Source organism: Dactylosporangium sp. CA-152071 (genome assembly GCF_050936335.1).
GTDB lineage: Bacteria > Actinomycetota > Actinomycetes > Mycobacteriales > Micromonosporaceae > Dactylosporangium > Dactylosporangium maewongense.
This window is the reverse complement of record NZ_JBNJMZ010000001.1, coordinates 822,582-844,731: the sequence shown is the minus strand read 5'-3', so window position 1 is coordinate 844,731 and position 22,150 is coordinate 822,582. Positions and strand designations below refer to the sequence as shown.

The window sequence follows — 22,150 nt, the reverse complement described above, 5'->3', positions numbered from 1 at the left end:
TTCTTCGGCCGCCGTCATGGCGGTGTTCTGTGCTGCCCTCTCGTTGACGGGGATACCTGTGAAACTGCTGCAGAAATTGTCGCCGGGCGCCTCCCTGGTCCGGAAGGTCCTGGTCGTGGTCGCCCTCGTGGCGCTGGTCGGGTCGACGACCGCGCGTGCGGTGCCGGCGCCGGACACGCCGCCGTTGACGAACACGTCGGGGACAGGTGCGCCGCCGGGGATGCCGGATGTGGCGTGGCCGTTGTGGCCGGAGTGGAGCGTCTGGGACGGCTTCTCCAACTACGACTACACGAACAGGCACACCAGTTTCAACGACTGGACGCCGAGCTCGAAGGACGGCGCGCAGGCTCGTGAGGACCGGTGCCGGGTCGGCAACGTGCTGCATCAGGGCGGCCCGAACGTGCGGGCGCTGGCGGCGCAGGCCCTTGCCGGCACGGACGCGCAGCGGCGGGCGGCGCTGGCCGGTGGCAGTGCGTTTGAGTCGCCGCTGGGTGTGGCGGCGCAGCAGGACTGGGACGCCTCGCCGCCGCCGGCGGGGTTCGAGACGGCGCAGCAGGAGCGGTGGCTGTCGGAGATCAACCCGATCAGCTACCAGGTCCAGGTGCCTGGCTTCGACGATGCGTTCCGGGCGTTCATCCGGGCCGGTGACCAGCGCACGTACGACGCGCTGAACGCCGATGTCGTGCCGCGGGCGGGGCAGGCGGCGAAGGACCGGGTGACCGCGCTGGTCGCGGAGCAGGGGCAGTCGGACCAGTACTTCGCGGCGTTCCGGACGTTCGAGGACGAGCTGTCGGCGCTGTTCGGCGGTGGCGACATCGTGCCCCTGACGGACATCGCCAACGGCATGTCGGCCGACGACGCGCGGATGTTCCTGCAGTACGGCGGGTTCGCCAAGGCGGCGCCGGCGCCGGGTTCGCAGGAGTTCCGTCTCGAGGTCGAGGCGATGAAGATCCGCTGGGCGAACTGCGACTTCAACAACCCGGCCGACCCGTACCGGGTGCTGACGGGCATCGTGTCGGCGGCGCAGGCAGAGTGGCAGGCGGAGCTGGCCGGGCAGAAGCCGCAGCGCGACGCGATTGTGGCCGCCGAGGCGCAGGCGTGGAAGGACCTGTGGACCGCGTCGCACGCGATGGTGGAGGCGGTCGGACAGGCGTGGGTCGCGGAGAGGCTGCTGGCGTACCAGAAGGACATGGGGCCGGGCTGGACGCCGACGGCGAAGTTCAACAGCACGCTGAAGCTCACCCGCGACACGATCGCCCAGCAGCTGACGATCGCGCAGCAGGCCGCCACGTCGGCACACAACCAGGTCACCGCAGTGGACACGGCGCAGACGCAGGCCGCGCAGGTCGCGGCGGCGGGAAACCTGCCACGTGGCCGGGGCCTGGCGTACGCGCTGCAGTCCGCGCAGGTGACGAAGGCTTCCGCGGCCGCGGTCGACGCGACCGTCGCGGCGATCAACACCGCGGTACAGACGTCCAACGCGACCGCCGCGACCAGCGAGGCGATGTTCCAGCGGGCGTGCGCGGAAATGAACGCCGTACAGGCCTACTACCAGCGGGCCGCCGCGCAGGAGGCGGCCGCGCAGGCGCACGACGCCGCCCTGGCCGCGCAGGCCCAGGCCGATCTGGCGGCGCAGCACGCGGCGACGGCCAAGACCGCCCGGGCCACCGCCGAGCAGCAGGAGCTGGCCGCGAAGAACGCCGCCGCCGACGCGCACGCCAAGCGGCTCGTCGCCGAGGCCGAACGGCAGAACGCCGCGAACTTCCGCGCGGTCGCCGACACCGAACGGGCCAAGGCCGCCGCCGCCGAGGCCACCGCCCAGCAGCAGCTGGCGATCGCCAATTCCAAGCGCGACGACGCCGACACCTCCGCCGCCACCGCGGCCCAGAAACGCCTCGACGCCCAGGCCGCCGAGACCCGGGCGGTGACGTCGCGGACCGATGCGGTCAATGCCGAACAGCGCCGGGACGCGCTGGTCGCCAAGGCGGAGGCCGCCGAGGCCCGAGCGGCCGCGACGGAAGGCAGCGAGGACGCGGTCGAGGCACGCAACGCGGCGACCGCCGCCCGTGCGGCCGCGAACGAGGCCACCACGGCCGCGCAGCACGCCCGCGACGCGGCGGACGTCGCGACCGCCGCCGCCACCGCGGCCCGTGCAGCCGCGACCGAGGCCGACGCCGCGGCGTCCCGTGCCGAGGCGGCAGCTCGCGCGGCCAAGGCCGACCTCGACGCCGCCACCGCGGCGGCGGCCAAGGCCCATTCGGCGGCCGCCGACGCGATCGCGGCGTCGAATCTGGCCGCCGCCAACGTCGAGGAGGCCGAACGGCAGGCCACCCTGGCCCTCGCCCTGGCCGCGCAGGCCAGCGCGAACACCGTGGCCGCCCGGGCCGACGCGGACGCGGCGCGCGTCAACAGCAGCAAGGCGGTCGGCGCCGCATTTGCGTCGCTGCAGTCCGCATTCGCCGCCCGCGATGCGGCGCTGCTCGTCGCTGCGCCTGCGGACGATGCGATCGCCCTGGGCGCGCCGTACCAGCAGATCGACTCCTCCGCCGGTATGGCGGTCCTTGTCGGTCAGTCTGCGAAGACGCTCGCCGAACAGCAGGCGGCTGTCGCGCAGGTCCGCGCTGACGAGGCGGCCGAGGCGGCCGAGGCCGCACAGGCCGCGGCAGACCGGGCCGAGGCGGACGTCAAGCTCTCCGCGGAGGCCGCCGCGGCCGCCGCCATCGACGCCGTTGCGGCCGCCCAGTCGCTGCAACAGGCCCGGCTGTCCGCCGCGGCTGCTGCCATCGACGCCGCGGCCGCGGCACAGGCGGACGCAAACGCCGCGCAGTACAAGGCTCAGGCGGTGCAGGATTCGGCTGCGGCCGATGCCGCAGCGAATGCTGCTCGATCCGATGCCGACGCCGCCCTGGCGGCCGCCTCGGCGGCCGAACGCGACGCGGCCGCGGCCCGGTTGGCGGCCAATGCGGCGGAGTACGCCGCCGGTCAGGCCCAGGCCTCAGCCCAGCAGGCCGAGGCCGATGCCACCGCCGCCGAACAGGCTGCCGCCAACGCGGCTGCCGCCGCGGAACAGGCCGAGAGTGCGGCGATGCTGGCCGAGATCGAGGCCGACAACAACGCCATGGCGGTCGCGGCAAGCGAGAACGGTCCGGCCGGCGAGGCCGGACTGCTGGTCGTGCCCAACATCACCGACACCGTCACCAGCAACGGTGACTGTCAGATCCCCTACGACAACGTCCACGTCTGCGATCTCAAGGTCGATCACCACCTCACCGGCACTGTGATCTACCTGGCCCGGACCTGCCCCGTCACCGGTGACACGACATGTCCTGAGGCATACAAGATTGACTATCTTGCTGCGAAGGACGTCAACGAGCACGAGCAGCGAACGGTCCGTATCCAGCTGCAGCCGATCGAGGAGGCGCTCCTCAAATCTCTGGCGTACGGCATGATCAGCGACTTCGTCGGCTGCGCGCGGGGAAAGGTCACTGACTGCGCCTGGGTCGCCGGGACGCTGCTCGCGCCCGCCGCGCTCAAACTCGTTGCCCGCAGTGTGGTCGCGCTCCGAGTGGCCATGCGAACCGGTGTCGGCATCAGGGAGGCATACGTCGCGCTGCGCGCCTCCGAGATCGAGGCGGCGGCCCTCGCGCGGCTCGAGGCCGACCTCGCAGAGGACCTGCTCGCGCGATGCACCACCGCGCCAGTCCCGCACAGTTTCGCCGCGGACACGCGGGTTGTCATGTCCGACGGCAGCCGCAAGCGGATCGACCAGGTGCGGGTCGGTGACCACGTCCGCACGATCGACCCCAACAACGGGCGCCCGGTCGTCGGCGTCGTTGCCCAGGTGTTCCGTCATCGCGACTCGGCACTCGCCGATGTGAGCGTCCGGGACGGGCGCGGCCGGACCAGGGTCATCCACACCACCCCGCACCACCCGTTCTGGGATGACGCCCGCGGCGCGTGGGTCGAGGCCCAGGATCTCGCCGCCAGGAGCCGGCTGCGCACCGAGGACGGCAGCAGGGCAACCGTCAGGTCGGTCCGCTCGTTCACCGGTGCCCGGGACATGTACGACCTCGGCATCGAAGGGGTGCATGCCTACTTCGTGCAGGCCGGATCGGTCGCGGTGCTCGCGCACAACGCCGGGAGCTGCTGGGTCGACCTCACAGGTCCGGGCGTGTGGACCGCGATCAATGAAACCATGTCGGCGAGGTCCGCGGCGTACGAGTTCCGCATGACGGGCGGCGTGCCGAGAAATATCGGCTACGTGCTCGACAACGTGAAGTTCGACGGATACCGGGCCGGTGTTCTGATCGACGCCAAGGGCTACGGGTACACCTCATTCATCGTGAACGGCGAGTTCATCGAGGCGGAGTGGTACACCGGCGCCGATGACCTTGTGAAGCAGGCGAGGCGGCAGCTCAATGCGGCGCAGGGCACGGGCAGTTCGATCTACTGGCCCGTCGCGGAGGAGGAGACGGCGATAGCGATACGTAACCTCTTCGCGAGGGAGGGTATCGTCGGAATCGATGTCGTGTTCGTTCCGTAAGGACGTGTGACGTGGCGGACTCGTTCTACCTGGGCGCCTACTGGGGTCCGAGGGCCGAATCAGTGGGCAGCTGCGCCGAAAGGCTTGCCGACTGCATCGGCCGGCTCGGTGCCGCACACCCGGTCCTTTCGGCGTGGCACCGCAAGGGTAGGAGCGTGTCCGCCGCGTCGGCACAGCCGATCGACACGGGTCGGGACGCTCTGGAGGTCCTGTTGTCCGAGGGGCGTGACCGGACGGACATCGGCGGTGAGGTGATCGAAGAGCTCGGCTTCCACGCCGCGCTGTGGAATCGTGGCGCGGCGGTCTCCCTCCGCACGCTGTGCGGCGCGGTGCCCGCCGCCCCGTTCGTCTCGAACTCCTGTGTACTGGGGCCGTTCAGCCCGTCGGACACCGCGGCGGTGCTGTTCGAACCGGCGGTGGCGCGCGGGATACTCATGGCGCTGGTCGAAGCATGGGATCCCCAATGGGCGGCTTTCACGAGCAACGCGATGCGGGAAAGCCAGCATCCCTCTCCCGGTCGACCCGTTGCGGGTTGGCTGACGTACGTGGCGGGTGACAAGGACCTTCATTCGCCGCCGCCGGGGGTCATCGTCGAGAAGGTCGCCGAAGGAACGCTCATCACGGCGGCGAGCGATCCACGACAGGTGTCCGGCCCTCAGATCGCCGCGGTTGCGCACTGTCTCGCCACCTGATTGAGCAGTTGTCAGCTGCTCACTGGGGAGGATCACTCCGGCGGCATCGCCGCCATGGGTGACCGCGGCCACCCCCGGTTGCCGACGGTGCGCCAGCTGTTTAGACGATGCCGACATCGACCGAGGGGCCCGGAGTCGTCGGCTGTCACGACTGCCCTGGTGGGCGTCGACGATTACGGCAGAAACATCGATGGTGGCAAATCACGGCCCGTTGTGACGCAAACCGGTGCACGATAGCCGACCGGTCGCTTCGTGTGCGCTATCTGCAATTTGGAACATTCGGGACCAGCTACCTCGGAAGGCTCGTTTCAGTTTCACGGCGGTTGTACTCGACCAGGCTCGTCGCCGAATTTTGTCGGTGGTGCCGGGCATACTGTCCGACCGTGACCGCACTGTGGGCTAAGTGGGATGGGCGGAGCGCGCCATACCCTGTGGCGGCGCATGCCTTGGATACCGCTGCGGTCGCGTTGGTGCTGTACCGCGACGTGCTCAGCACCCCGATCCGGGACCTCCTTGCCTGGGCGTTGCACTGTGCTGCTGAGACTGCGGACCGCGCCCTGCACATGGCCGTCCGGATCGACCAGCCGGGCCGGACCCTGCTCGACTACCACACCGTCAACCCGCCCCCGACCAGCCAATACGCGTGGCTCTCCGAAGCAGACCAGGCCAAACTGGCAACGATCGCGATGGGCAACGGCAGACCGTGGACCATCAAAGGCCAGCAGCAAACACTGCAGACGTGGCGCACCTACCTCACCGGAGCCGTGTTCACCTGGTTCCTGCACGGCGACCCGGCATACCTGCGGCATCTTGCAGATGCACTCATCGAGCCGTACTGGCCGCTCAGCCTTGGCCGGAAAGCCTGCCTGCCAGACCAGCCGCTCGTACTCGGCATCAGCCCGGACGAGCTCAACGACAGCGCCACCCGCACGCCCGCGACCGGCGCGGCCAGCTCCAGAGTCCTGCACCTCTTTCACAACTCGGTCGACCCCCGCGACGCAGTGCAACTGCGGGGCCGGACCGTAACCCACGCCGACCTGCCGCTCGGCCCGCACCCGCACGACCGTTACGGCTACCAAACCCGGACGGTGACCCGCGTCGAGCCGCCGACCGTGACCCGCGACGAACTGCTGACCTGGGCAAAGGAGAACCTCTCATGACCGCGATCGTCACCGCCCAGCCGACGCCGACCCTGGCCGCTGTCCCACTGAACCATCCGGCCCTCATCAGGCATGTCCGCGACTGGGGCGACCGCGACCAGATCCACAAAGCGGTCATGACCCTCTTCCGACCTGATCTGCCCGGACCACAGGACCAGCGCCGCGGCACCGCCGGCATCCTGTACCGCGTCGAGCACCGGCCGCATCCGCGAATCCTTCTGCAGGCCGCGACACCACTGGCCCGCACCGACTACGGCATCCGTGTCACCGACCTCACCGGCCTAATGGCCAACCTGCAACCAGGTAGACGCGTGCACCTCCGAGTCGACATCAATGCGGTCCGTTGCGAGTCCCGCACCGGCCGACGTCTGGCCGTCCCCGACAGCGAGCTTCAAGGCTGGCTCACCGCACGGCTCGAATCGGGCTTGAACAACGTTGAGATCCTCGATGCGCCGGTGACTGTTAGCCGCGCCGGCAACCATCCGCTCCGCGTCGCCCACATCGCGGCCACGGCGACCGTGCACGATTCGTCCGCTCTAACGGAATTGATCAACAATGGCGTAGGGCGTGGCAAAGCCTACGGTTGCGGCCTGCTCACCGTCCTGCCGGCCTAGTGAAGAAAAATGGTCGAGTGGATCTCTAACGGCCCAGGTCAACAAGTGTCCCCCCGCGCACGCGGGGGTCATCCCGTCGTTCTCGACTGTTCGATGCCGCATAAGCAGACGTGGCAGTCTGACTACCAAGGTGCGCTGGAATTCAGGTCCCTTGCACCGTGATCCGTCGACATTCAGGCGGCTGCTGCCGGCCTGCTGGCCTTCATCAGCTCGTACATCTCGCTGACCTTTGCCATCATCGCGGCCATGTCCGAGGCGTCCGGGGCCGTGGAGACGGGAGCCTGTGCTTCAGGCGCTGAGGCGATGCGACCGCGGATCGCTGCCAGCGCCTGCAGGGCTGCGTCGTCGCCGCCGGGCAGTGCGTGCAGGTACAGCTCCGTCGTCGAGATCGTGCCGTGGCCGAGTCGGTTTTTCACGACCACCAGATCGGCGCCGCCTGCGAGGAGCCAGGAGGCGTGCGCGTGGCGCATCCCGTGTGGCGTCACGTGGAAGTCGAGGTTCGCCGCCTTGAGCGCCCTCTTCCACGGGCCCTTACGGAACCAGTCGCCGGGGATGTGGCCGTCGGTGTCGACCGTTCGGGCGGCGCGCGGTGCATCCTTGCCGGCCGCTCGCCGGGACGCGCGATACGCCGCAACGGCATTCCGGCAGTGCTGGCACCGGCACCGGCCGGCGCCGTACGCGGTTGCCGTTCCGTGCTTGTAGACGCGGCCCTTCTCATTGGGCTCCGTCAGGCCGAGGGTGTCCGGGTCAGGCAGGACCTCAGGCAGCGTCCGGCGCCTGGCTTCGCGGACCTGGGGCATCTCCAACAGCAGGTCGTCCGGCTCCAGCCCCAGCGTGGAGATGCGGTCCTTGAGCTTGTCGAGCAGATGGTCGGCGAGCCGCAGCTGCCGCCATTCCTTGTCCTTCGGGTACTCCTTGACCACGAACCGCACGCCGCCGGGCCGGTCCTTGGCCTTGAGCTGGACCACGGCCCGCGACACGGTCAGCATCCCCGTGGCGAAGTCGATGTCCTTGGGCCGGAGCTCGGTCAGCTCGCCCCAGCGGAGGCCGGACTCGATGTCGGTCTCGACGAGCAGTCGAAGCGTGTCGTCTTCGAGCCCGAGGTAGATGCGGTCGAACTGCTCGGTCGTGATGATCCGGCGCGTCTTCTTCGCCACCGGCGGCGTCTTCACGCCCTTACCGGGGTGAAGGAACGTGATCTGGTCATTGAACGCGGTGGTGAATATTGCGTCGAAGATGACTTTGCACTGTCGTATGGTCGGGGGGTTCACGCAGTACTTCGTCTGCAGCGTCGAGATCCACTCCCGCGTGTGTGTCGGCAGGACGTCGACCATGCGCATCTTGCCCAGCTCGGGCAGGAGGTACTTGTTGATCAGGCAGGTGTAGTTCTCGCGGGTCGTCGCCTCGATGACGTGGTTGGGGAACCATTCCGCGGTGACGTATCGCGCGAGCTTCTGCCTGCCGCGCTTTGGATCGCCGATCTTTCCGGCGGCGATGTCGGTCTCAGCCTTCTGCCAAGCCTTGTTCGCCTGCTTCTTGTTCGTGAACGTACCCGCGGACCGTTCGCGACCCTGGTGGTCCCGGTGCATCGCCGTGTACTGGAGACCACCCTGCCGCTCCCGCGTCTTCAGCCAGCCCACCCCGCGCCTCCAAGATCAACAGTCCGCAAATGGTCCGCGACCCGTGCGCATTCCGGCGCACTTCAGCGAACCTCGGCGACATGATGATCAAGCGCCTGACCAGCACTTTAGCCAAGATCGACGCATGTTGAAAGAGGGCGTTCGAACGCCGGATCTTGCCTACGAACGAAGAGGACGGAGGTTCGAATACCTCCGAGGACGCCACACAAAGGCGCAGGCAATTGTCGGGTGGTCAGGCGGCGCCGGTGCGGTGGGCGTAGATGACGGCGTGGATGCGGTCGCGGAGGCCGAGCTTGGCGAGGATGCGGCTGACGTGGGTCTTGACGGTGCCTTCGGAGATGGTGAGGCGGGTGGCGATCTCCTGGTTGGACATGCCCTCGGCGATCAGGTGCAGGACGTCGCGTTCGCGGGCGGTCAGGACGTCGATGGGGACGAGGTCGGACGGGCGGGGGTCGGTGGAGACGAAGTGCTGGACCAGGCGGCGGGTGACGGTCGGGGCGGCGACGTTGTGGCCGCCGGCGACGGCGCGGACCGCCTGCGTCAGTTCGGTGTCGAGGGCGTCCTTCAGCAGGAAGCCGGCGGCGCCCGCGCGGAGGCCCGCGTAGACGTACTCGTCGAGGTCGAACGTGGTCAGGATGATCACGTGGGGCGGGGCGGACGGGGGGAGGGCGGTCCGGAGGCGGCGGGTGGCCTCGATGCCGTCGACGCCGGGCATGCGGACGTCCATCAGGATCACGTCGGGGGACACCGACGCGGCGACCAACAGGGCCTGCAGTCCGTCCGCGGCCTCGCCGACCACGACCAGGTCGTCGGTGCCGTCGAGGATCATGCGGAAGCCGGCACGGACGAGGGACTGGTCGTCGGCGAGCAGGACGCGGATCATGCGACGAGCGCCAGGGGCAGGAACGCCGACACCTCGAAGCCGCCGTCCGGCGCAGGGCCGGCGGCCAGGACGCCGTTGAGAGCGGTGACCCGTTCCGTGATGCCCCGCAGGCCGTTGCCGGGCGTCAGGGGTGCAATGAGGCGGCCGTCGTCGCAGACGAGGATCCGCAGGCCGGAGGGGTCGAAGGTGAGTTCCACCGTACAGGAGGCGCCCGGCGTGGCGTGTTTGAGCGTGTTCGTCAGCGCCTCCTGGACGATCCGGTAGGCCGCCAGTTCGATCACGGCGGGCAGGGTCGCCGGGGCGCCGGCCACGCTGAAGGTGACCGGCACGCCGCTGGCTCGGACCCGGTCGATCAGCTCGGGGAGCGTGGCGAGGCCGGGCTGCGGGGACAGGGAAGCCGGCGCGCGGACCAGGTTGAGCAGGCGGCGCATCTCGGCGAGGGAGGCGCGGCCGGTGGTGACGATCGTGGTGAGCGCGGCGTCGGAGCGGTCGGGGGAGCGGTGCAGCTGAGCCTTGGCGCCCTGGGCCTGCACGACCATCACCGACAGGCCGTGCGCGACGACGTCGTGCAGCTCGCGGGTGATGCGGCCGCGTTCGGAGGCGACGGCGAGGGCGGTGCGCTGCTCCTGTTCGCGTTCCAGGTCGTCGGCGCGGGCCTGCAGGACCGCGACGTGCAGCCGCCGGGTGCGGGCGCTGTCGGCGACGGCCCAGGTGGCGGCGAGCAGCAGGGCGGGCACCGCGGCGGACTGCAGCGCGCGCACCAGCATGTGCAGTGCGTCGCCGTGGGTGGCGGCGTAGAAGGCCTTCGACGCCCGGCCGAGGTAGTCGGCCACGGACGTCAGCGGGCTGGCGGGGTCCGGCACGAGGCCGACCCCCTGCGCCAGCGCGCCGGACAGCAGCAGCGCCTCGGTCGCGACCAGGGTCGCCAGGACCGTCTGGCGACGGTGGTCCGAGCTGGTCAGGGCGTACATCGTGATCAAAACCGCGACGTCGGTCGGCGGCGACTTGAGGACCGGGTCGAGGAGGTGCACCTCGGCCGCGCAGATCGCCAGGATCGTCGCGGTGAGGGGCCAGCGGTGCCGCAGGACGATCGCGACCGCCGACGGGATCGCGGCGAGGCTCCACCAGAGCGTGTGCAGCCGCCAGGCGGCGACGGTGCCGAACGTGGCGAGCACCTTGAAGTCCGGCTCACCGAACAGCAGGAGCGCGTCGCTCCACAGCAACGTGGCGGCGACCAGCACGGCGATGAGCGACGCGTCCAGCAGGCGTTGCATCGTCCGAGCGTACGTGCGTCGCGCCGGTTGCGGATCTGTCGCACGACAGACCCCGAAGATCGGTCTGCGGCCAGACGCGGGTGATGCCGGTGAGCGGCGACCGTGAGCACATGACATCGAGACCGTTCCTGGCGCTGGTGCTGGTGGCGCTCCTGGCCGGCTGCTCACCGGCGGCCGAGCAGCAGGACCCCAGCGTGATCAATACCCAGCAGGCCCTCGACGTGGGCCGCCGCATCTCCCAGTGCGCCCGCGATCACGGGTACCCCGACATGGCGGACCCGGTGATGGAAGGTGACCGCCTCGCCTGGCCGGGCGACGGCCGCGACGTCAAGGAGCAGCTGCGGACGCTCAGCGAGCAGGTCCCCGAGTGCAAGGCGATCATGGACGAGATGGCGGCGCTCGGCACGCCCCGCTCCGCCGAGCCGCCCAGCGCCGCGGACATGGAGAAGCTCAAGGCGTTCGCCAAGTGCATGCGGGAGCACGGCATCGACGGCTTCCCCGACCCGAAGGCGGACGGCACGTTCCCGCTCGTCGGCACGCCGCTGGAGAACGAAGGCAAGAGCGAGCGGGTCCTGGCCGCCTTGGACGCCTGCAAGAGCATCTACGACAAGAAGATCGCGGTCTCATGAGGGTACGAGTGGTTGCGGCCGGCAGCGCGGTGCTCGCGGCGGGCGTGGCCGGCTGGGCGATGGCCCGCCCGCAGAAGCCCGAATCCGTCGCGGCGCCCCAGGTTCGCACGACGACGGCACCGGTGACCCGCGGCGACGTCGCCACCCGCGTCCAGGTCGCCGGCGTGCTGGGCTTCGACGGCGCGTACACCGTCGTGAACCAGCTGCCGGGCGGCGTCGTCACCGCCGTGCCGGCGCCCGGGACCGCCGTCGTCCGCGGCGCCGACCTCTACACGGTGGCCGGTGTCCCGGCGACGCTGCTCTACGGTGCCGTGCCGGCGTACCGGGAGCTGGCCGCAGGCATGAGCGACGGCGTCGACGTGCTCCAGCTGGAGCAGAACCTGGTCGCCCTCGGCATGGACCCGGGCCACGGGATCACCGTCGACCGGCATTTCAGCGACGCCACCGCGACCGCGGTCCGGCGCTGGCAGGCGGCCCGCGGCCTGCCCGTCGCGCAGCGCACCGGCCGGCTGCCGCTCGGGCAGGTCGCGTTCCTGCCCGGCGCGGTGCGGGTCGGCGCGGCCCTCGTCCAGGTCGGCGCGTCCGCCGGGCCGGGCGAGCCGATGCTGTCGGCGACGACGACCGCCCGCGTGGTCCGCGTCGCGCTGAGCGCCGGCCGGCAGGGCACCGTCCACGCCGGCGATCCGGTCACCGTCAACGTGCCCGGACTGGACGCCCCCGTCCCGGGCACCGTCCGCGAGGTCGGCACCGTCGCGATCGCGCCCGAGCCGGGCAACAACGGCCCGCCCGGACCGGCCACCGTGTCGATGGTGGTGACCGTGACCATGCCGTCCGGCGCGCCCGCGCTCGACCAGGCGCCCGTCCAGGTGTCGATCACCGGGTCGCAGCGCAGGAACGTGCTGCGGGTCCCGGTCACCGCCCTGCTCGCCGCCGCCGACGGCGGCTACCAGGTCGCGGTCGTCGACGGGTCCGGCCGGCGCCTGATCACGGTCACGACCGGGCTCTTCGACGAGAACGCCAGCATGGTCGAGATCACCGGCGGCGAGCTCACCGAAGGCATGCGCGTCGAGGTGCCGGTCACTTGACATCTTCCCCGTACCTGACGGCGGGGGATTCCAGCGGTCGCCCGCTGGGTTTCCTGCTTCACCGACGACTGCCCCGTCCGAGAGGACTCTCGTTGAGGTCTTACACCGCCTCCACAGGCGATCACGGAGAGCCCCTCCGCGAGGATGTTGCGGGCCGCGTTGACGTCCCGGTCGTGCACGGCGCCGCACCGGCACGTCCACGACCTGACGTTCAGCGGCATCCGCTTAGCGCGCGCACCACAGGTCGAGCACAGTTTGGACGACGGGAACCAGCGGCCCACCACGACCAGATTCCGGCCGTGCCAGTCAGCCTTGTATTCGAGCATGGTGCGGAACTGCCGCCAGGCCGCGTCGCTGATGGCGCGGGCCAGGCTGTGGTTGGTAACGATGTTGCGTACGGTCAGGTCCTCGATCACGATCGTTTGGTTCTCACGAACGAGCCGAGTGCTCAGTTTGTGCAGGTGATCCCTGCGCCGGTCGGTGATCCGGGCGTGCACGCGGGCCACCTTGAGCCGAGCCTTGGCCCGGTTCGCGGAGCCCTTCTCCTTGCGGGCGAGCGCGCGTTGGGCGCGGGCGAGCGCCGCGCGGTCCCGGCGCTCGTGCTTCGGGTTGGTGATCTTCTCACCGGTGGACAGGGTGAGCAGGCTGTCCAGGCCGGCGTCGACACCGACCGCACCCGTGACCAGGGTCAGCTCGATCCTGTCGTCGCAGAGCAGGGACACGAACCAGCGGCCCGCGCTGTCCTGGGACACGGTGACCGTGGACGGAGATGCACCTTGTGGGAGGGGACGCGACCACACGATGTCCAGGGGTTCGGCCATCTTGGCCAGGGTGAGCCGACCGTCACGCCAGCGGAAAGCACTGGTGGTGTACTCCGCCGACCGACGCGACCGCTTCTTGCTCTTGAACGTCGGATACCTGGCCCGCTTGGCGAAGAAGTTTGTGAACGCCACCTGCAGATGGCGCAGCGCCTGCTGCAGAGGGACCGAGGACACCTCGTTGAGGAACGCCAGTTCCTCGGTCTTCTTCCAGCCGGTGAGCAGCGCGCTGGTGGCGTTGTAGTTGACCCGCTCCTGCCGCAGCTTCCACGCCTCGGAGCGGGCCTGCAACGCCATGTTGTACACCAGCCGGACACAACCGAACGTCCGAGCAAGCTCAGCGGCCTGCTCCGGAGTCGGGTAGAAGCGGTACTTGAACGCCCGCTTCACAGTCCTGGACAAGGCTCGCAAGTTAGCACACCAAGCAGTAGACGTTGCGGCGACGCGACGGGTGGACGCCGATCCGGGCTGGCTGTGGATTGGCTCCTCCTGCCCTGCTCCGCAAGTGATCCGTTTCCTCCCCATGGCTCAAGCCGGGGGTTTCACGGAGGTTTCCGATGACCGATGCCGTTCTGGCTCTGGTACAGGCAGCGCGCACGTACCCCGGCACCCCGCCCGTCGAGTCGTTGCGGGGCGTGGACCTGACCGTCGCCGCCGGGGAGATGGTCGCCGTGGTCGGACCGTCGGGGTCCGGCAAGACCACGCTGCTGAACCTCGCCGCCGGGCTGGACCGGCCGACGAGCGGCTCGGTGCGCCTCGCGGGGCACGCCGTGGAGGACCTGACGGACGGGCACCTGTCCGGCCTGCGGGCGCACACGCTCGGCGTCGTGTTCCAGCAGTTCTTCCTGATGGACCACCGGTCCGCGGTCGACAACGTGGCCGACGGGCTGCTGTACCGCGGCGTGCGCGCGTCGTCGCGACGGCGGGCGGCGGCCGACGCCCTCGACCGGGTCGGCCTCGCGCACCGCGTCGACCACCCGGCAGGCAAGCTGTCCGGCGGCGAACGGCAGCGCGTCGCCATCGCCCGCGCGCTCGTCGGCCGTCCCGCGCTGGTCCTCGCCGACGAGCCCACCGGCAACCTCGACAGCAGGACCGGCGGGCAGATCCTCGTGCTGCTGCGGCAACTGCACGCGGACGGCGTGACGCTGCTCGTCATCACCCACGACGCCGTCGTCGCGGAGGCCTGCCCGCGCCGGGTCGACCTCCGCGACGGCCGGATCGTCGCCGACACGCTGACTGGACGGTCCGGATGAGATCCCGTGTACGCGCCGCCGACCTGCTCCCGCTGGCGAGCATCGGCATGCGCAGCCGCCCCCTGCGCGCCGCACTGTCCACATTGGGCATCGCGATCGGCGTCGCCGCCATCGTCGGGGTCCTCGGCATCACCCGCTCCAGCCAGGCCGACCTCCTCGCCCGCATCGACCACCTGGGCACCAACCTGCTCACGGTCGCCAACGGCACCCGCATCGGCGGCGACGAGGCGAAGCTGCCCACGTCCTCGGCGACCGGCGCCGCCCGGACCGACGGCGTGCTGAAGGTGACGGCGACCGCGGGCGTGCCGCGCCTGCAGGTGTTCCGCACCGACATGGTGCCCGCCTACCGCGGCGGCGGCGTCGAGGTCCGCGCCACCGAACCGTCGCTGCTGGACACGCTCGACGGTCACCTGGCCACCGGCGTCTTCCTCAACGACGCCACCGCCCGGTATCCCGTCGTGGTCCTGGGCCACGACGCGGCGACGGCGCTCGGCATCGCCCAGGTCGACGCCGGCACGCGCGTCTGGCTGGGCGAGCACTGGTTCACCGTCGCGGGGGTGCTGCGCCCGTTCGAGCTCGCCCCCGAGATCGACCGGGCCGCGCTGATCGGCCTGCCGGTGGCTGCGTCGTACTTCGGCTACGACGGCCACCCGACGCGCCTGTACGTCCGCGCGGACACCGCCCGGACGGTCCCGGTCGCGGGGATGCTGGCCCGGGCCGTCAACCCCGGCGAACCGAACAGCGTCAACGTGAGCCGCCCCTCCGACGCCCTGGCGTCCCGGCTGCTGGTAGCGGACTCCATCACGTCCCTGCTGCTCGGCCTCGGCGCGGTGGCCCTGCTCGTCGGCGGCGTCGGCGTCGCCAACGTCATGGTCATCTCGGTCCTGGAGCGTCGCACCGAGATCGGCCTGCGCCGCGCCCTGGGCGCCGCCCGCCGCCACATCACCGTCCAGTTCATGACCGAGTCCCTCCTGCTGTCCCTGCTGGGCGGCCTCACCGGCGTCATCCTCGGCGCGGCCGTCACCCACGCCGTCGCCGCATACCGCGGCTGGCACCCGCTCGTGCCGCTGTCGGCGGTCGGCGGCGGCTTCGCCGCGACGCTGCTGATCGGCGTGGTCGCGGGCGTCTACCCGGCGGTCAGAGCCGCCCGCCTCAACCCGACGGACGCGCTGCGGACCGCGTGAGCTGCTCGCGGAGGATGTCGCCGTGGCCGGCGCGGCGGCGAGGTCCTCGATCAGCAGCAGGTAGACGAACCGGAGGCTGACGTCGCCGGCGACGGGATGGGGTCTGGTGTCGTCGAGCTCGAAGCCGGCGGCGATCGCGCGGGAGCGCTCGCTCGCCCGCTCGAACTCGGCGATCACGTCCGCCAGGGTCTCGTCGCCGGCGACGACGAAGCTGCTGTCGCCGCCGGCGGCGGGCCCGTCGCACTCGGCCGCGTCCAGGCCGAGCAGCACCCGCTGGAACCAGATGCGTTCGGCGGTCGCGGCGTGCTTGACCAGCCCGATCGGCGTCGTCAGCGACGCCACCAGTCGCTGCCGCGCCTGGGCCTCGGTCAGCCCTCGCGTGGTGTCGATGAGCGCCTGCCGGGCGCGGTCGAGCATGTGCTCCAGCAGGAGCCGTTCGGGCCCGGCGGTCACCGTGGGCATCGTCCACATAGGTCGTCCATCCTGACCGGCTGCATGCCGTGGCATCGGGTCGGATCGTCGGGCCGGCGTCAGAAGGTCCTCAGCGACGCTTCGAGACCGGTCCCGGCTGGCCGACCCCGGTGCGGAGGGTGCCCCGAGCGCGGCCACCCTCGCCGCCGCTCGCCACCAGGGCCACCGCCTCGCCGTCACCGCCGCCCGCCTCGTCGGCACCCTCACCGCCGCCCGCTAGAACGCGTCGGAGGCGGGCCGGCGGAGCGTCAGTCGAGTGCCTGGCGGGACAGGGCCGGGGCCTCCTTCCCCGCCAGGAGCCAGCCGCCGGCGTACGCGACCGCCGGCAGCCCGACCAGGATCGTCGCGAGCGCGACCGACGGCGGGTGGCCCAGCCAGTGCAGCGCCCGGTGGTGCCAGGAGAGCAGCGCCAGGTAGGCGCCGGCCGTGCCGAGCAGCGCGCCGAGCAGGGCGAGCGCCCCGGCGGTCGCGGCGGTCAGCGCCCGGCGGGTGCGGCGCGGCGCGCCCGTCGCGGTCAGGGTGCGCAGGTCGCGGGCGGTCTCGCTGCGGATCAGGCCGACCGTCACGGCGAGCACGCCGAGCGCGACCGCGATCCCGATGGCGGTCGCGAACAGCGCCACCCGGGCCACGTCCGCGCCCGTCGGGCGGGTCTCCACGGTGAGCCCGGACCGCTCGGCGGTCTCCTCGGCCCGGTCGATCTGAGCCTGGGTCAGCGGGCCCGGGGCACGGACCAGCCAGCCGCCCGCGACCGCCTGCAACCGCAGCGTGGCCATGGCGTGGGCGGTAATCAGCGAGCCGGGCAGCGACGGGTACGCCGGCAGGTCCGCGTGCTGCACCTTCGGGCGCCAGTCGGGCTGGTGGCTGGGGAACAGGTTGTACCCGTCGTAGCCGGCCCGGAAGGTGACGATGTCGGTGTCGGCGGCGATGCTCGACGGGTCGATCCCGTAGTGGCGCAGCACCTCCGGCGTCGCCACGAACAGCGGGTCGGCCTCGGAGCTGCTGTACTGGGTCCTAGTGCGGCCGCCGACGGTCTCGTGGTGGGGGATGCCCATCTGCGACACCGGACGCCCGCCGCCGGAGTCGCCGGCCAGCGGCCCGTCCGGGTCCATCGCCGCCTGGAGCGGGAGCACCGACGTGGCGTGCAGCGCGGCGGCGATCACGTCGACCTGCTGCCGGGCGGCGGCCTGCTGTTCCGGTGTCGTCGCCGGTACGGGTCCGTCGAGGCCGGACGGCCCGAGCCACACGACGAGCTGGTCGGCCGGCAGGTTGCCGCCGGCCGGCGCGGCCGCCTTGGCGACGGACACGGCGGCGGAGAGCGCGAGGGCGGCCGCGATGCCGACGGCGAGGGTGATCGCGGCGACCGCGGCGCTGGAGCGGGCCCGGTAGCGGGCCAGGTCGCGCAGCGCCAGCCGGGGCGCCAGCGGGGCGAACCGCGCCAGCCGGCCGGCGGCGGCCACGCCCAGCGGGGCGAGCAGGAGCAGGCCGGTGGCGACGCCGAGGACGCCGCCGATGAGGTACGGAGGCTCCTCGTGGTGCGACGTGAAGAGCGCGCCGAGCCCGGCGGCTAGGAGCGCCAGGCCGGCCAGCGCGAAGCGGTGCGCCGGCCGGGGCGGCACCGGGCGCGCCGACAGCGCGGCCACGACCGGGACGCGGGCGGCGGCCCGGCCCGGCCACCAGGCGGCACCGACGGTGGTGAGGACCGCCAGCAGCAGCATGGCGGCGAACGCGGGCCAGGGCAGGTCGAAGCGGTCGATGCGGCGCCCGATCAGCGGCTCCAGCCGGGGGCTGAAGGCGGTCCATCCGGCGAGCCCGGCCGCCGCGCCGACGAGCGCGCCGGTCGCGCCGGCGACGGCGCCGTTGGCCACCAGCACGAGCCGGATGTGCCGGTGGCTCGCGCCGATCGCGCCGAGCATGCCGAGCGCCCGCATCCGCCGCTGGGCCATCACGGTGAACCCGGCCACGGCGAGCAGGCCCACGAACAGCAGGCCGATGGTGGCGAGCACGAGGACCGTGACCGTGCCCGGATCCGTCTGCGTGCCGCGGAACTGGGCCGACATCCCGTCCGGCTTGCGGGCGTCGCGGAACTGCTGCTCGGTGGAGCGGATCAGCACGGCGGTCTGCGCGTCGGCGCCGGCCTGGCCGGGCGCGACGAGCGCGAAGTGGTCGAGCAGGTTGAGCGGGTTCTCGACCAGGCCGACCACCGTGCGGCGCCGGCCGCCCTGGTCCCAGGTGCCGTCGAGGCGCAGGTCGAACGTCTTGGCCACCCGCGGGGTCACCGCGACCTCGTCCGTGCCCTGCGGGTAGCGGCCGGCGGTGAGGCGCAGCATCGAGCGTCCGTAGGGACCGTTCGGGTCCTGGGCGCGCAGGTCGTACGCGGTGGCCGAGCCGGGCACCGGGATCTTCTGATGGTTGATGACCTCGATGGTGCCGAACGAGGTCCGCAGCGTGGCGAGGTCCGCGTCGGCCTGCGCCCCGGTGCTGCCGATCGTGGCCAGGCGGTTGGCGGTGCCGAACGTCGCGGCCTGCGGATCGCCGGCGGAGCCGGCGTAGCCGAGCCCGGCCGTGGTCGCGGCGACGGCGATCGCCAGCAGCACCAGGACGAGCGACTGCTGCCGCCACTCCCGGCGGAACAGCCGCCACGCCCAGCGCGCGACCGCTCTGCGCGCCGGCATGCCGCCGTGGCCCTTGCCCAGCGTCGGCGGCGGCCTCTCCACGACGGCGCTCATCGGGCTCATCGGGCCGCCTCGTCGGCCAGCAGGGACTCGGGCCCGGGGCGCGGCGCCGTCCGGTCGACGATGCGCCCGTCGCGGATGAACACGACCCGGTCCGCCCACGAGGCGAGCTGCGCGTCGTGGGTCACGATGACCGCGGCCAGCCCGCGCTTGCAGGCGGCCAGCATCATCCGCATGACCGTCTCGCCGTTGGCCGAGTCGAGGGCGCCGGTGGGCTCGTCGGCGAGCAGCAGCCGCCGGTCGCCGACGACGGCCCGCGCGATCGCGACCCGCTGCCGCTCCCCACCGGACAGCTGGTCGGGGAAGCGGGCCGCCCGGTCGGCGAGCCCCAGGTCGTCGAGCGCCCGCTGGCCGGCGGCGCGGGCCTTGCCTGCCGGGACGCCGTCGAGCTCGAGCGGCAGCGCCACGTTCTCGGCCGCGGTCAGGCCGGGCAGCAGGTTGAAGTCCTGGAAGACGTACCCGATGGCGCGCCGCCGCAGCCGGCTCCTGTCGTCGCGCGACATCCCGCCCAGTGACTGCCCCGCCACGTGCACCTCGCCGCTCGTCGGCGACTCCAGCGCCCCGGCGATCGTGAGCAGCGTGCTCTTGCCCGAGCCGCTGGGCCCCATCACCGCGACCATCTTGCCGGCCTCGACCGTCAGCGACACCTCGCGCAGGGCGTGGACCTCGTCGCTGCCGTCGAGGTACGTCTTCGACACGCCGTCCAGGCGCAGCACGTCGCTCATCGACGGGCCCCCGTCCGGCGCCGGATCAGCGGTGTCGCGGGCCGCTCCCTGGCCGGCTCGAGCGCGGCGCGCTTCAGCCGGCCGTCGGCGGTGTCCAGCCACTGCACGACCGAGTCGAGCCGGTACAGCTCGGCGTCCACGACGAGCGCGAGCCCGAGGTCGAGGTCGGCCTCCTCCTCCTTGAGCCGGGTCCACTGCTGCATCAGCTCGACCAGGTACCGCCGGTGCGTCTGGATGACCTCGTGCACGTCGACGCCCGGCAGGCGGACCGCGACGAGCACCTTGATGACCAGCTCGTCGCGCGGCGGCGACTCCAGGTTGGGCGGGGTGCGCAACCACCCGGCGAGCTCCTCCGCCCCGTCGTCGGTGATCCGGAACCCCCGCTGCGGCCCGGGCTCGGCGTCGCCGTCGGACTCCACGAGACCGTCCCGCTCCAGCCGCTGCAGGGTCGTGTAGACCTGCCCGACGTTGAGCGGCCACACCTCACCGGTGCGCGCCTCGAACTCCTCGCGCAGCTGCAGCCCGTACTTCGGACCCTCGCTGAGCAGCGCCAGCAGCGCGTGCCGGATGCTCATCGGACCGACTTCCTCGATATCATGCCCAGTATAATACTCAGTATACTGACCTTGTCGAGGATCTCGATGTCCCGTGTTTCGGATCATCCTGGTGGGGAACATCTGGTACATGCAGCCAGGTGCGTCAGCGGGAGACGAGATCGTCGTTGACACCCAGCCGTTCCTGCGGGTGGGTGTGGGCATGCCGGTCGTCGACGAGGCCGGGGAGCAGATCGGCGTCGTGGCGGCGGTGCAGGGACCGGGGACCGACATCCGCCCCGACACGATCGCCGGGATCGCCGAGCACCTGATGGGCACCGGGTACGCGCGCATCGACGGCACCGGATTCCTGTCCAACGACGTCTACGCCGCCGGCAACCAGATCAGCGGGGTGACCGACGACGTCGTCGAGCTGCACGTCGGCCGCGAGGAACTGCACCGCGCCACGAGCTGAACGCCCCGCCGCGGCACCCCGTGGGGGAGAATGCGGCGGTGGATGAACGCGCGGGGGACTTCGTCACGGCATTCAAGGCGTTCCTGGAGGAGGTCGTCAGCGACCACCGGGAGCGGCAGGACACCGACGGGCAGCTCGTCCCGGTCCTGACCGATCACCTCGGCAACGACCCACGGCGGCTGCCCGTCGTCACCGAGGAGGTCGCAGGGCACCAGTTCGTCGACCTCGACATCGCGCTCGACGAGGTGCAGCGCCGCGGCGGGCGGCACGCGCTCATCGGGATCGGCGGCGGTGAGCAGCGCCGGCACCAGTCGCTGAGCGAGATCCTGCAGCACGCCGGGCGGTATGGCCAGTTCGGCGTGGCCGCCGTCGACTACGCCAGCGTCGCCACCGGGCCGGACACGGCGCGCCAGGCGGTGTCGTTCGGGCTGCGGCTGCTCATGTACGACGGAGCGCCCGTCGCCGTCCTGCAACGCTCGCCCGACATGCGCATCGGCCAGCCGATGGCCCGGATGGAGGTCGTCACCCCGGCCGAGGGCGTCGCGGCCCGCCTGATCGAAGAGGTCGGCGCCCTGATGCTGCGGCGGTCGGTGCTGCGCGGGCAGGTGCTGTCGCTGGGCGGCTCGGCGTACGAGCGCGGCGTCGGCCAGATCTCGTTCCACCGCCGCCCCGACGTCACCGAGGCCGACATCATCCTCCCCGACGGCGTGCTCGCCCGCGTCCACCGGCACGTCGCCGGCATCGCCGAGCACCGCGACCGCCTGCGTGCCGCCGGCCAGCACCTCAAGCGCGGCCTGCTGCTCTACGGCCCGCCCGGCACCGGCAAGACCCACACCGTCCGGTACCTGCTGTCCGCCCTGCCGGACGTCACCGTCGTCCTGCTGGCCGGCCCGGCGATCGCGTTCGTCGCCGAGGCCGCCAGGATGGCCCGCGCGCTGCAACCGGCGCTCGTCGTCCTGGAGGACTGCGACCTGGTCGCCGAGAGCCGCGAGCTGCACCACGGCCCGCAGCCGCTGCTGTTCACCGTCCTGGAGACCCTCGACGGCCTCGGCGACGACGCCGACGTCGCGTTCCTGCTCACCACCAACCGCATCAACGTCCTCGAACCCGCCCTCGCCCAGCGCCCCGGCCGCGTCGACCTGGCGGTGGAGATCCCGTTGCCCGACGAGGCCTCCCGTCGCCGCCTGCTGCGCCTGTACGCCCGGAACCTCCCCTTCACGGAGCCCGCGCTCGACCGGGCGGCCGCCGCCGCGGCGGGCGTCACCGCCTCGTTCGCCAAGGAACTCCTCCGCCGCGCCGTCCTCATCGCCGCCGAGGAAGGCACCCACCCCACCGACACCCACCTCGCCACGGCCCTCGACGAGATGCTCTCCCAGGCCGAGTCCGTCACCCGCTCCCTCCTCGGCACCCCGGCGTCCTGACCCGGGAGGCCCGGCAGC

General features: G+C 71.8%; 16 protein-coding genes and 2 pseudogenes. 10 read left to right on the top strand and 8 right to left on the bottom strand.

Annotation, left to right across the window (positions count from 1 at the left end; genetic code table 11):
- The first annotated feature begins 58 nt into the window (after positions 1–58).
- The 4 genes from ACQEVZ_RS03230 to ACQEVZ_RS03215 all read left to right on the top strand — a co-directional run bounded on the left by ACQEVZ_RS03230 (position 59) and on the right by ACQEVZ_RS03215 (position 7,009).
- The gene (locus ACQEVZ_RS03230) at positions 59–4,543 is read left to right on the top strand and encodes a polymorphic toxin-type HINT domain-containing protein (RefSeq protein ID WP_433361044.1); all 4,485 of its coding nucleotides are present in this window, start codon (positions 59–61) and stop codon (positions 4,541–4,543) included.
- An 11-nt stretch (positions 4,544–4,554) separates the two neighbouring features.
- Positions 4,555–5,235, top strand: coding sequence for an Imm52 family immunity protein (locus tag ACQEVZ_RS03225; RefSeq protein WP_433361041.1), 681 nt, complete (start codon positions 4,555–4,557; stop codon positions 5,233–5,235).
- A 383-nt stretch (positions 5,236–5,618) separates the two neighbouring features.
- Complete coding sequence (gene cas5e / locus ACQEVZ_RS03220; protein ID WP_433361038.1) at positions 5,619–6,395, top strand: type I-E CRISPR-associated protein Cas5/CasD; 777 nt, start codon at positions 5,619–5,621, stop codon at positions 6,393–6,395.
- A complete protein-coding gene (locus ACQEVZ_RS03215) occupies positions 6,392–7,009 on the top strand; it encodes a type I-E CRISPR-associated protein Cas6/Cse3/CasE (RefSeq protein ID WP_433361035.1) in 618 nt (205 codons plus the stop codon). The genes cas5e and ACQEVZ_RS03215 overlap by 4 nt, the downstream gene beginning before the upstream one ends.
- Before the next feature lie 173 nt (positions 7,010–7,182).
- On the opposite strand, the gene ACQEVZ_RS03210 is transcribed toward ACQEVZ_RS03215, so the two are convergent.
- The 3 genes from ACQEVZ_RS03210 to ACQEVZ_RS03200 all read right to left on the bottom strand — a co-directional run bounded on the left by ACQEVZ_RS03210 (position 7,183) and on the right by ACQEVZ_RS03200 (position 10,806).
- On the bottom strand, positions 7,183–8,598 hold the full coding sequence (locus ACQEVZ_RS03210; protein ID WP_433361032.1) for a tyrosine-type recombinase/integrase: 1,416 nt from the start codon (positions 8,596–8,598) through the stop codon (positions 7,183–7,185).
- Between the two features lie 283 nt (positions 8,599–8,881).
- A complete protein-coding gene (locus ACQEVZ_RS03205) occupies positions 8,882–9,532 on the bottom strand; it encodes a response regulator transcription factor (RefSeq protein WP_344505476.1) in 651 nt (216 codons plus the stop codon).
- The gene (locus ACQEVZ_RS03200; protein WP_433361029.1) at positions 9,529–10,806 is read right to left on the bottom strand and encodes a sensor histidine kinase; all 1,278 of its coding nucleotides are present in this window, start codon (positions 10,804–10,806) and stop codon (positions 9,529–9,531) included. The genes ACQEVZ_RS03205 and ACQEVZ_RS03200 overlap by 4 nt, the downstream gene beginning before the upstream one ends.
- A 110-nt stretch (positions 10,807–10,916) precedes the next feature.
- On the opposite strand from ACQEVZ_RS03200, the gene ACQEVZ_RS03195 reads away from it, so the two are divergent.
- Positions 10,917–11,435 (top strand): hypothetical protein, encoded by a 519-nt coding sequence (locus ACQEVZ_RS03195; RefSeq protein WP_433361026.1) that lies wholly within the window; start codon positions 10,917–10,919, stop codon positions 11,433–11,435.
- Positions 11,432–12,520 carry a peptidoglycan-binding protein gene (locus ACQEVZ_RS03190; RefSeq protein WP_433361023.1) on the top strand — a complete coding sequence of 363 codons (1,089 nt, stop codon included), beginning with the start codon at positions 11,432–11,434 and terminating at the stop codon, positions 12,518–12,520. Before ACQEVZ_RS03195 ends, ACQEVZ_RS03190 begins: the two co-directional genes overlap by 4 nt.
- Before the next feature lie 149 nt (positions 12,521–12,669).
- Here ACQEVZ_RS03190 and ACQEVZ_RS03185 read toward each other — a convergent pair.
- Positions 12,670–13,863: pseudogene (locus tag ACQEVZ_RS03185) on the bottom strand (RNA-guided endonuclease InsQ/TnpB family protein); the annotation flags it as partial.
- Between the two features lie 32 nt (positions 13,864–13,895).
- Here ACQEVZ_RS03185 and ACQEVZ_RS03180 point away from each other — a divergent pair.
- Complete coding sequence (locus ACQEVZ_RS03180; RefSeq protein WP_433361020.1) at positions 13,896–14,591, top strand: ABC transporter ATP-binding protein; 696 nt, start codon at positions 13,896–13,898, stop codon at positions 14,589–14,591.
- A complete protein-coding gene (locus ACQEVZ_RS03175) occupies positions 14,588–15,775 on the top strand; it encodes an ABC transporter permease (protein ID WP_433361017.1) in 1,188 nt (395 codons plus the stop codon). The genes ACQEVZ_RS03180 and ACQEVZ_RS03175 overlap by 4 nt, the downstream gene beginning before the upstream one ends.
- Positions 15,776–15,871: 96 nt before the next feature.
- Here ACQEVZ_RS03175 and ACQEVZ_RS03170 read toward each other — a convergent pair.
- The 4 genes and pseudogenes from ACQEVZ_RS03170 to ACQEVZ_RS03155 all read right to left on the bottom strand — a co-directional run.
- Positions 15,872–16,192 (bottom strand): annotated as a pseudogene (locus ACQEVZ_RS03170) (DUF664 domain-containing protein); the annotation flags it as partial.
- Between the two features lie 302 nt (positions 16,193–16,494).
- Positions 16,495–18,981, bottom strand: coding sequence for an FtsX-like permease family protein (locus ACQEVZ_RS03165; protein ID WP_433361014.1), 2,487 nt, complete (start codon positions 18,979–18,981; stop codon positions 16,495–16,497).
- Positions 18,978–19,703 carry an ABC transporter ATP-binding protein gene (locus ACQEVZ_RS03160; RefSeq protein WP_433361011.1) on the bottom strand — a complete coding sequence of 242 codons (726 nt, stop codon included), beginning with the start codon at positions 19,701–19,703 and terminating at the stop codon, positions 18,978–18,980. Before ACQEVZ_RS03160 ends, ACQEVZ_RS03165 begins: the two co-directional genes overlap by 4 nt.
- Positions 19,700–20,278, bottom strand: a complete 579-nt coding sequence (locus ACQEVZ_RS03155) for a PadR family transcriptional regulator (protein ID WP_433361008.1) — start codon at positions 20,276–20,278, stop codon at positions 19,700–19,702. The genes ACQEVZ_RS03160 and ACQEVZ_RS03155 overlap by 4 nt, the downstream gene beginning before the upstream one ends.
- Before the next feature lie 109 nt (positions 20,279–20,387).
- On the opposite strand from ACQEVZ_RS03155, the gene ACQEVZ_RS03150 reads away from it, so the two are divergent.
- Positions 20,388–20,711 (top strand): hypothetical protein, encoded by a 324-nt coding sequence (locus tag ACQEVZ_RS03150; protein ID WP_344505465.1) that lies wholly within the window; start codon positions 20,388–20,390, stop codon positions 20,709–20,711.
- Positions 20,712–20,749: 38 nt separating this feature from the next.
- The gene (locus tag ACQEVZ_RS03145) at positions 20,750–22,132 is read left to right on the top strand and encodes an AAA family ATPase (RefSeq protein ID WP_433361004.1); all 1,383 of its coding nucleotides are present in this window, start codon (positions 20,750–20,752) and stop codon (positions 22,130–22,132) included.
- The last annotated feature ends 18 nt before the right edge of the window (positions 22,133–22,150 follow it).

Coding starts and splice junctions, on each gene's coding strand:
- ACQEVZ_RS03215 (WP_433361035.1), top strand. CDS start 6,392: ATGACCGCGATCGTCACCGCCCAGCCGACGCCGACCCTGGCCGCTGTC.
- ACQEVZ_RS03205 (WP_344505476.1), bottom strand. CDS start 9,532: ATGATCCGCGTCCTGCTCGCCGACGACCAGTCCCTCGTCCGTGCCGGC.
- ACQEVZ_RS03210 (WP_433361032.1), bottom strand. CDS start 8,598: ATGCACCGGGACCACCAGGGTCGCGAACGGTCCGCGGGTACGTTCACG.
- ACQEVZ_RS03155 (WP_433361008.1), bottom strand. CDS start 20,278: ATGAGCATCCGGCACGCGCTGCTGGCGCTGCTCAGCGAGGGTCCGAAG.
- ACQEVZ_RS03200 (WP_433361029.1), bottom strand. CDS start 10,806: ATGCAACGCCTGCTGGACGCGTCGCTCATCGCCGTGCTGGTCGCCGCC.
- ACQEVZ_RS03175 (WP_433361017.1), top strand. CDS start 14,588: ATGAGATCCCGTGTACGCGCCGCCGACCTGCTCCCGCTGGCGAGCATC.
- ACQEVZ_RS03165 (WP_433361014.1), bottom strand. CDS start 18,981: ATGAGCCCGATGAGCGCCGTCGTGGAGAGGCCGCCGCCGACGCTGGGC.
- ACQEVZ_RS03190 (WP_433361023.1), top strand. CDS start 11,432: ATGAGGGTACGAGTGGTTGCGGCCGGCAGCGCGGTGCTCGCGGCGGGC.
- ACQEVZ_RS03160 (WP_433361011.1), bottom strand. CDS start 19,703: ATGAGCGACGTGCTGCGCCTGGACGGCGTGTCGAAGACGTACCTCGAC.
- ACQEVZ_RS03195 (WP_433361026.1), top strand. CDS start 10,917: ATGACATCGAGACCGTTCCTGGCGCTGGTGCTGGTGGCGCTCCTGGCC.
- ACQEVZ_RS03180 (WP_433361020.1), top strand. CDS start 13,896: ATGACCGATGCCGTTCTGGCTCTGGTACAGGCAGCGCGCACGTACCCC.
- ACQEVZ_RS03150 (WP_344505465.1), top strand. CDS start 20,388: ATGCAGCCAGGTGCGTCAGCGGGAGACGAGATCGTCGTTGACACCCAG.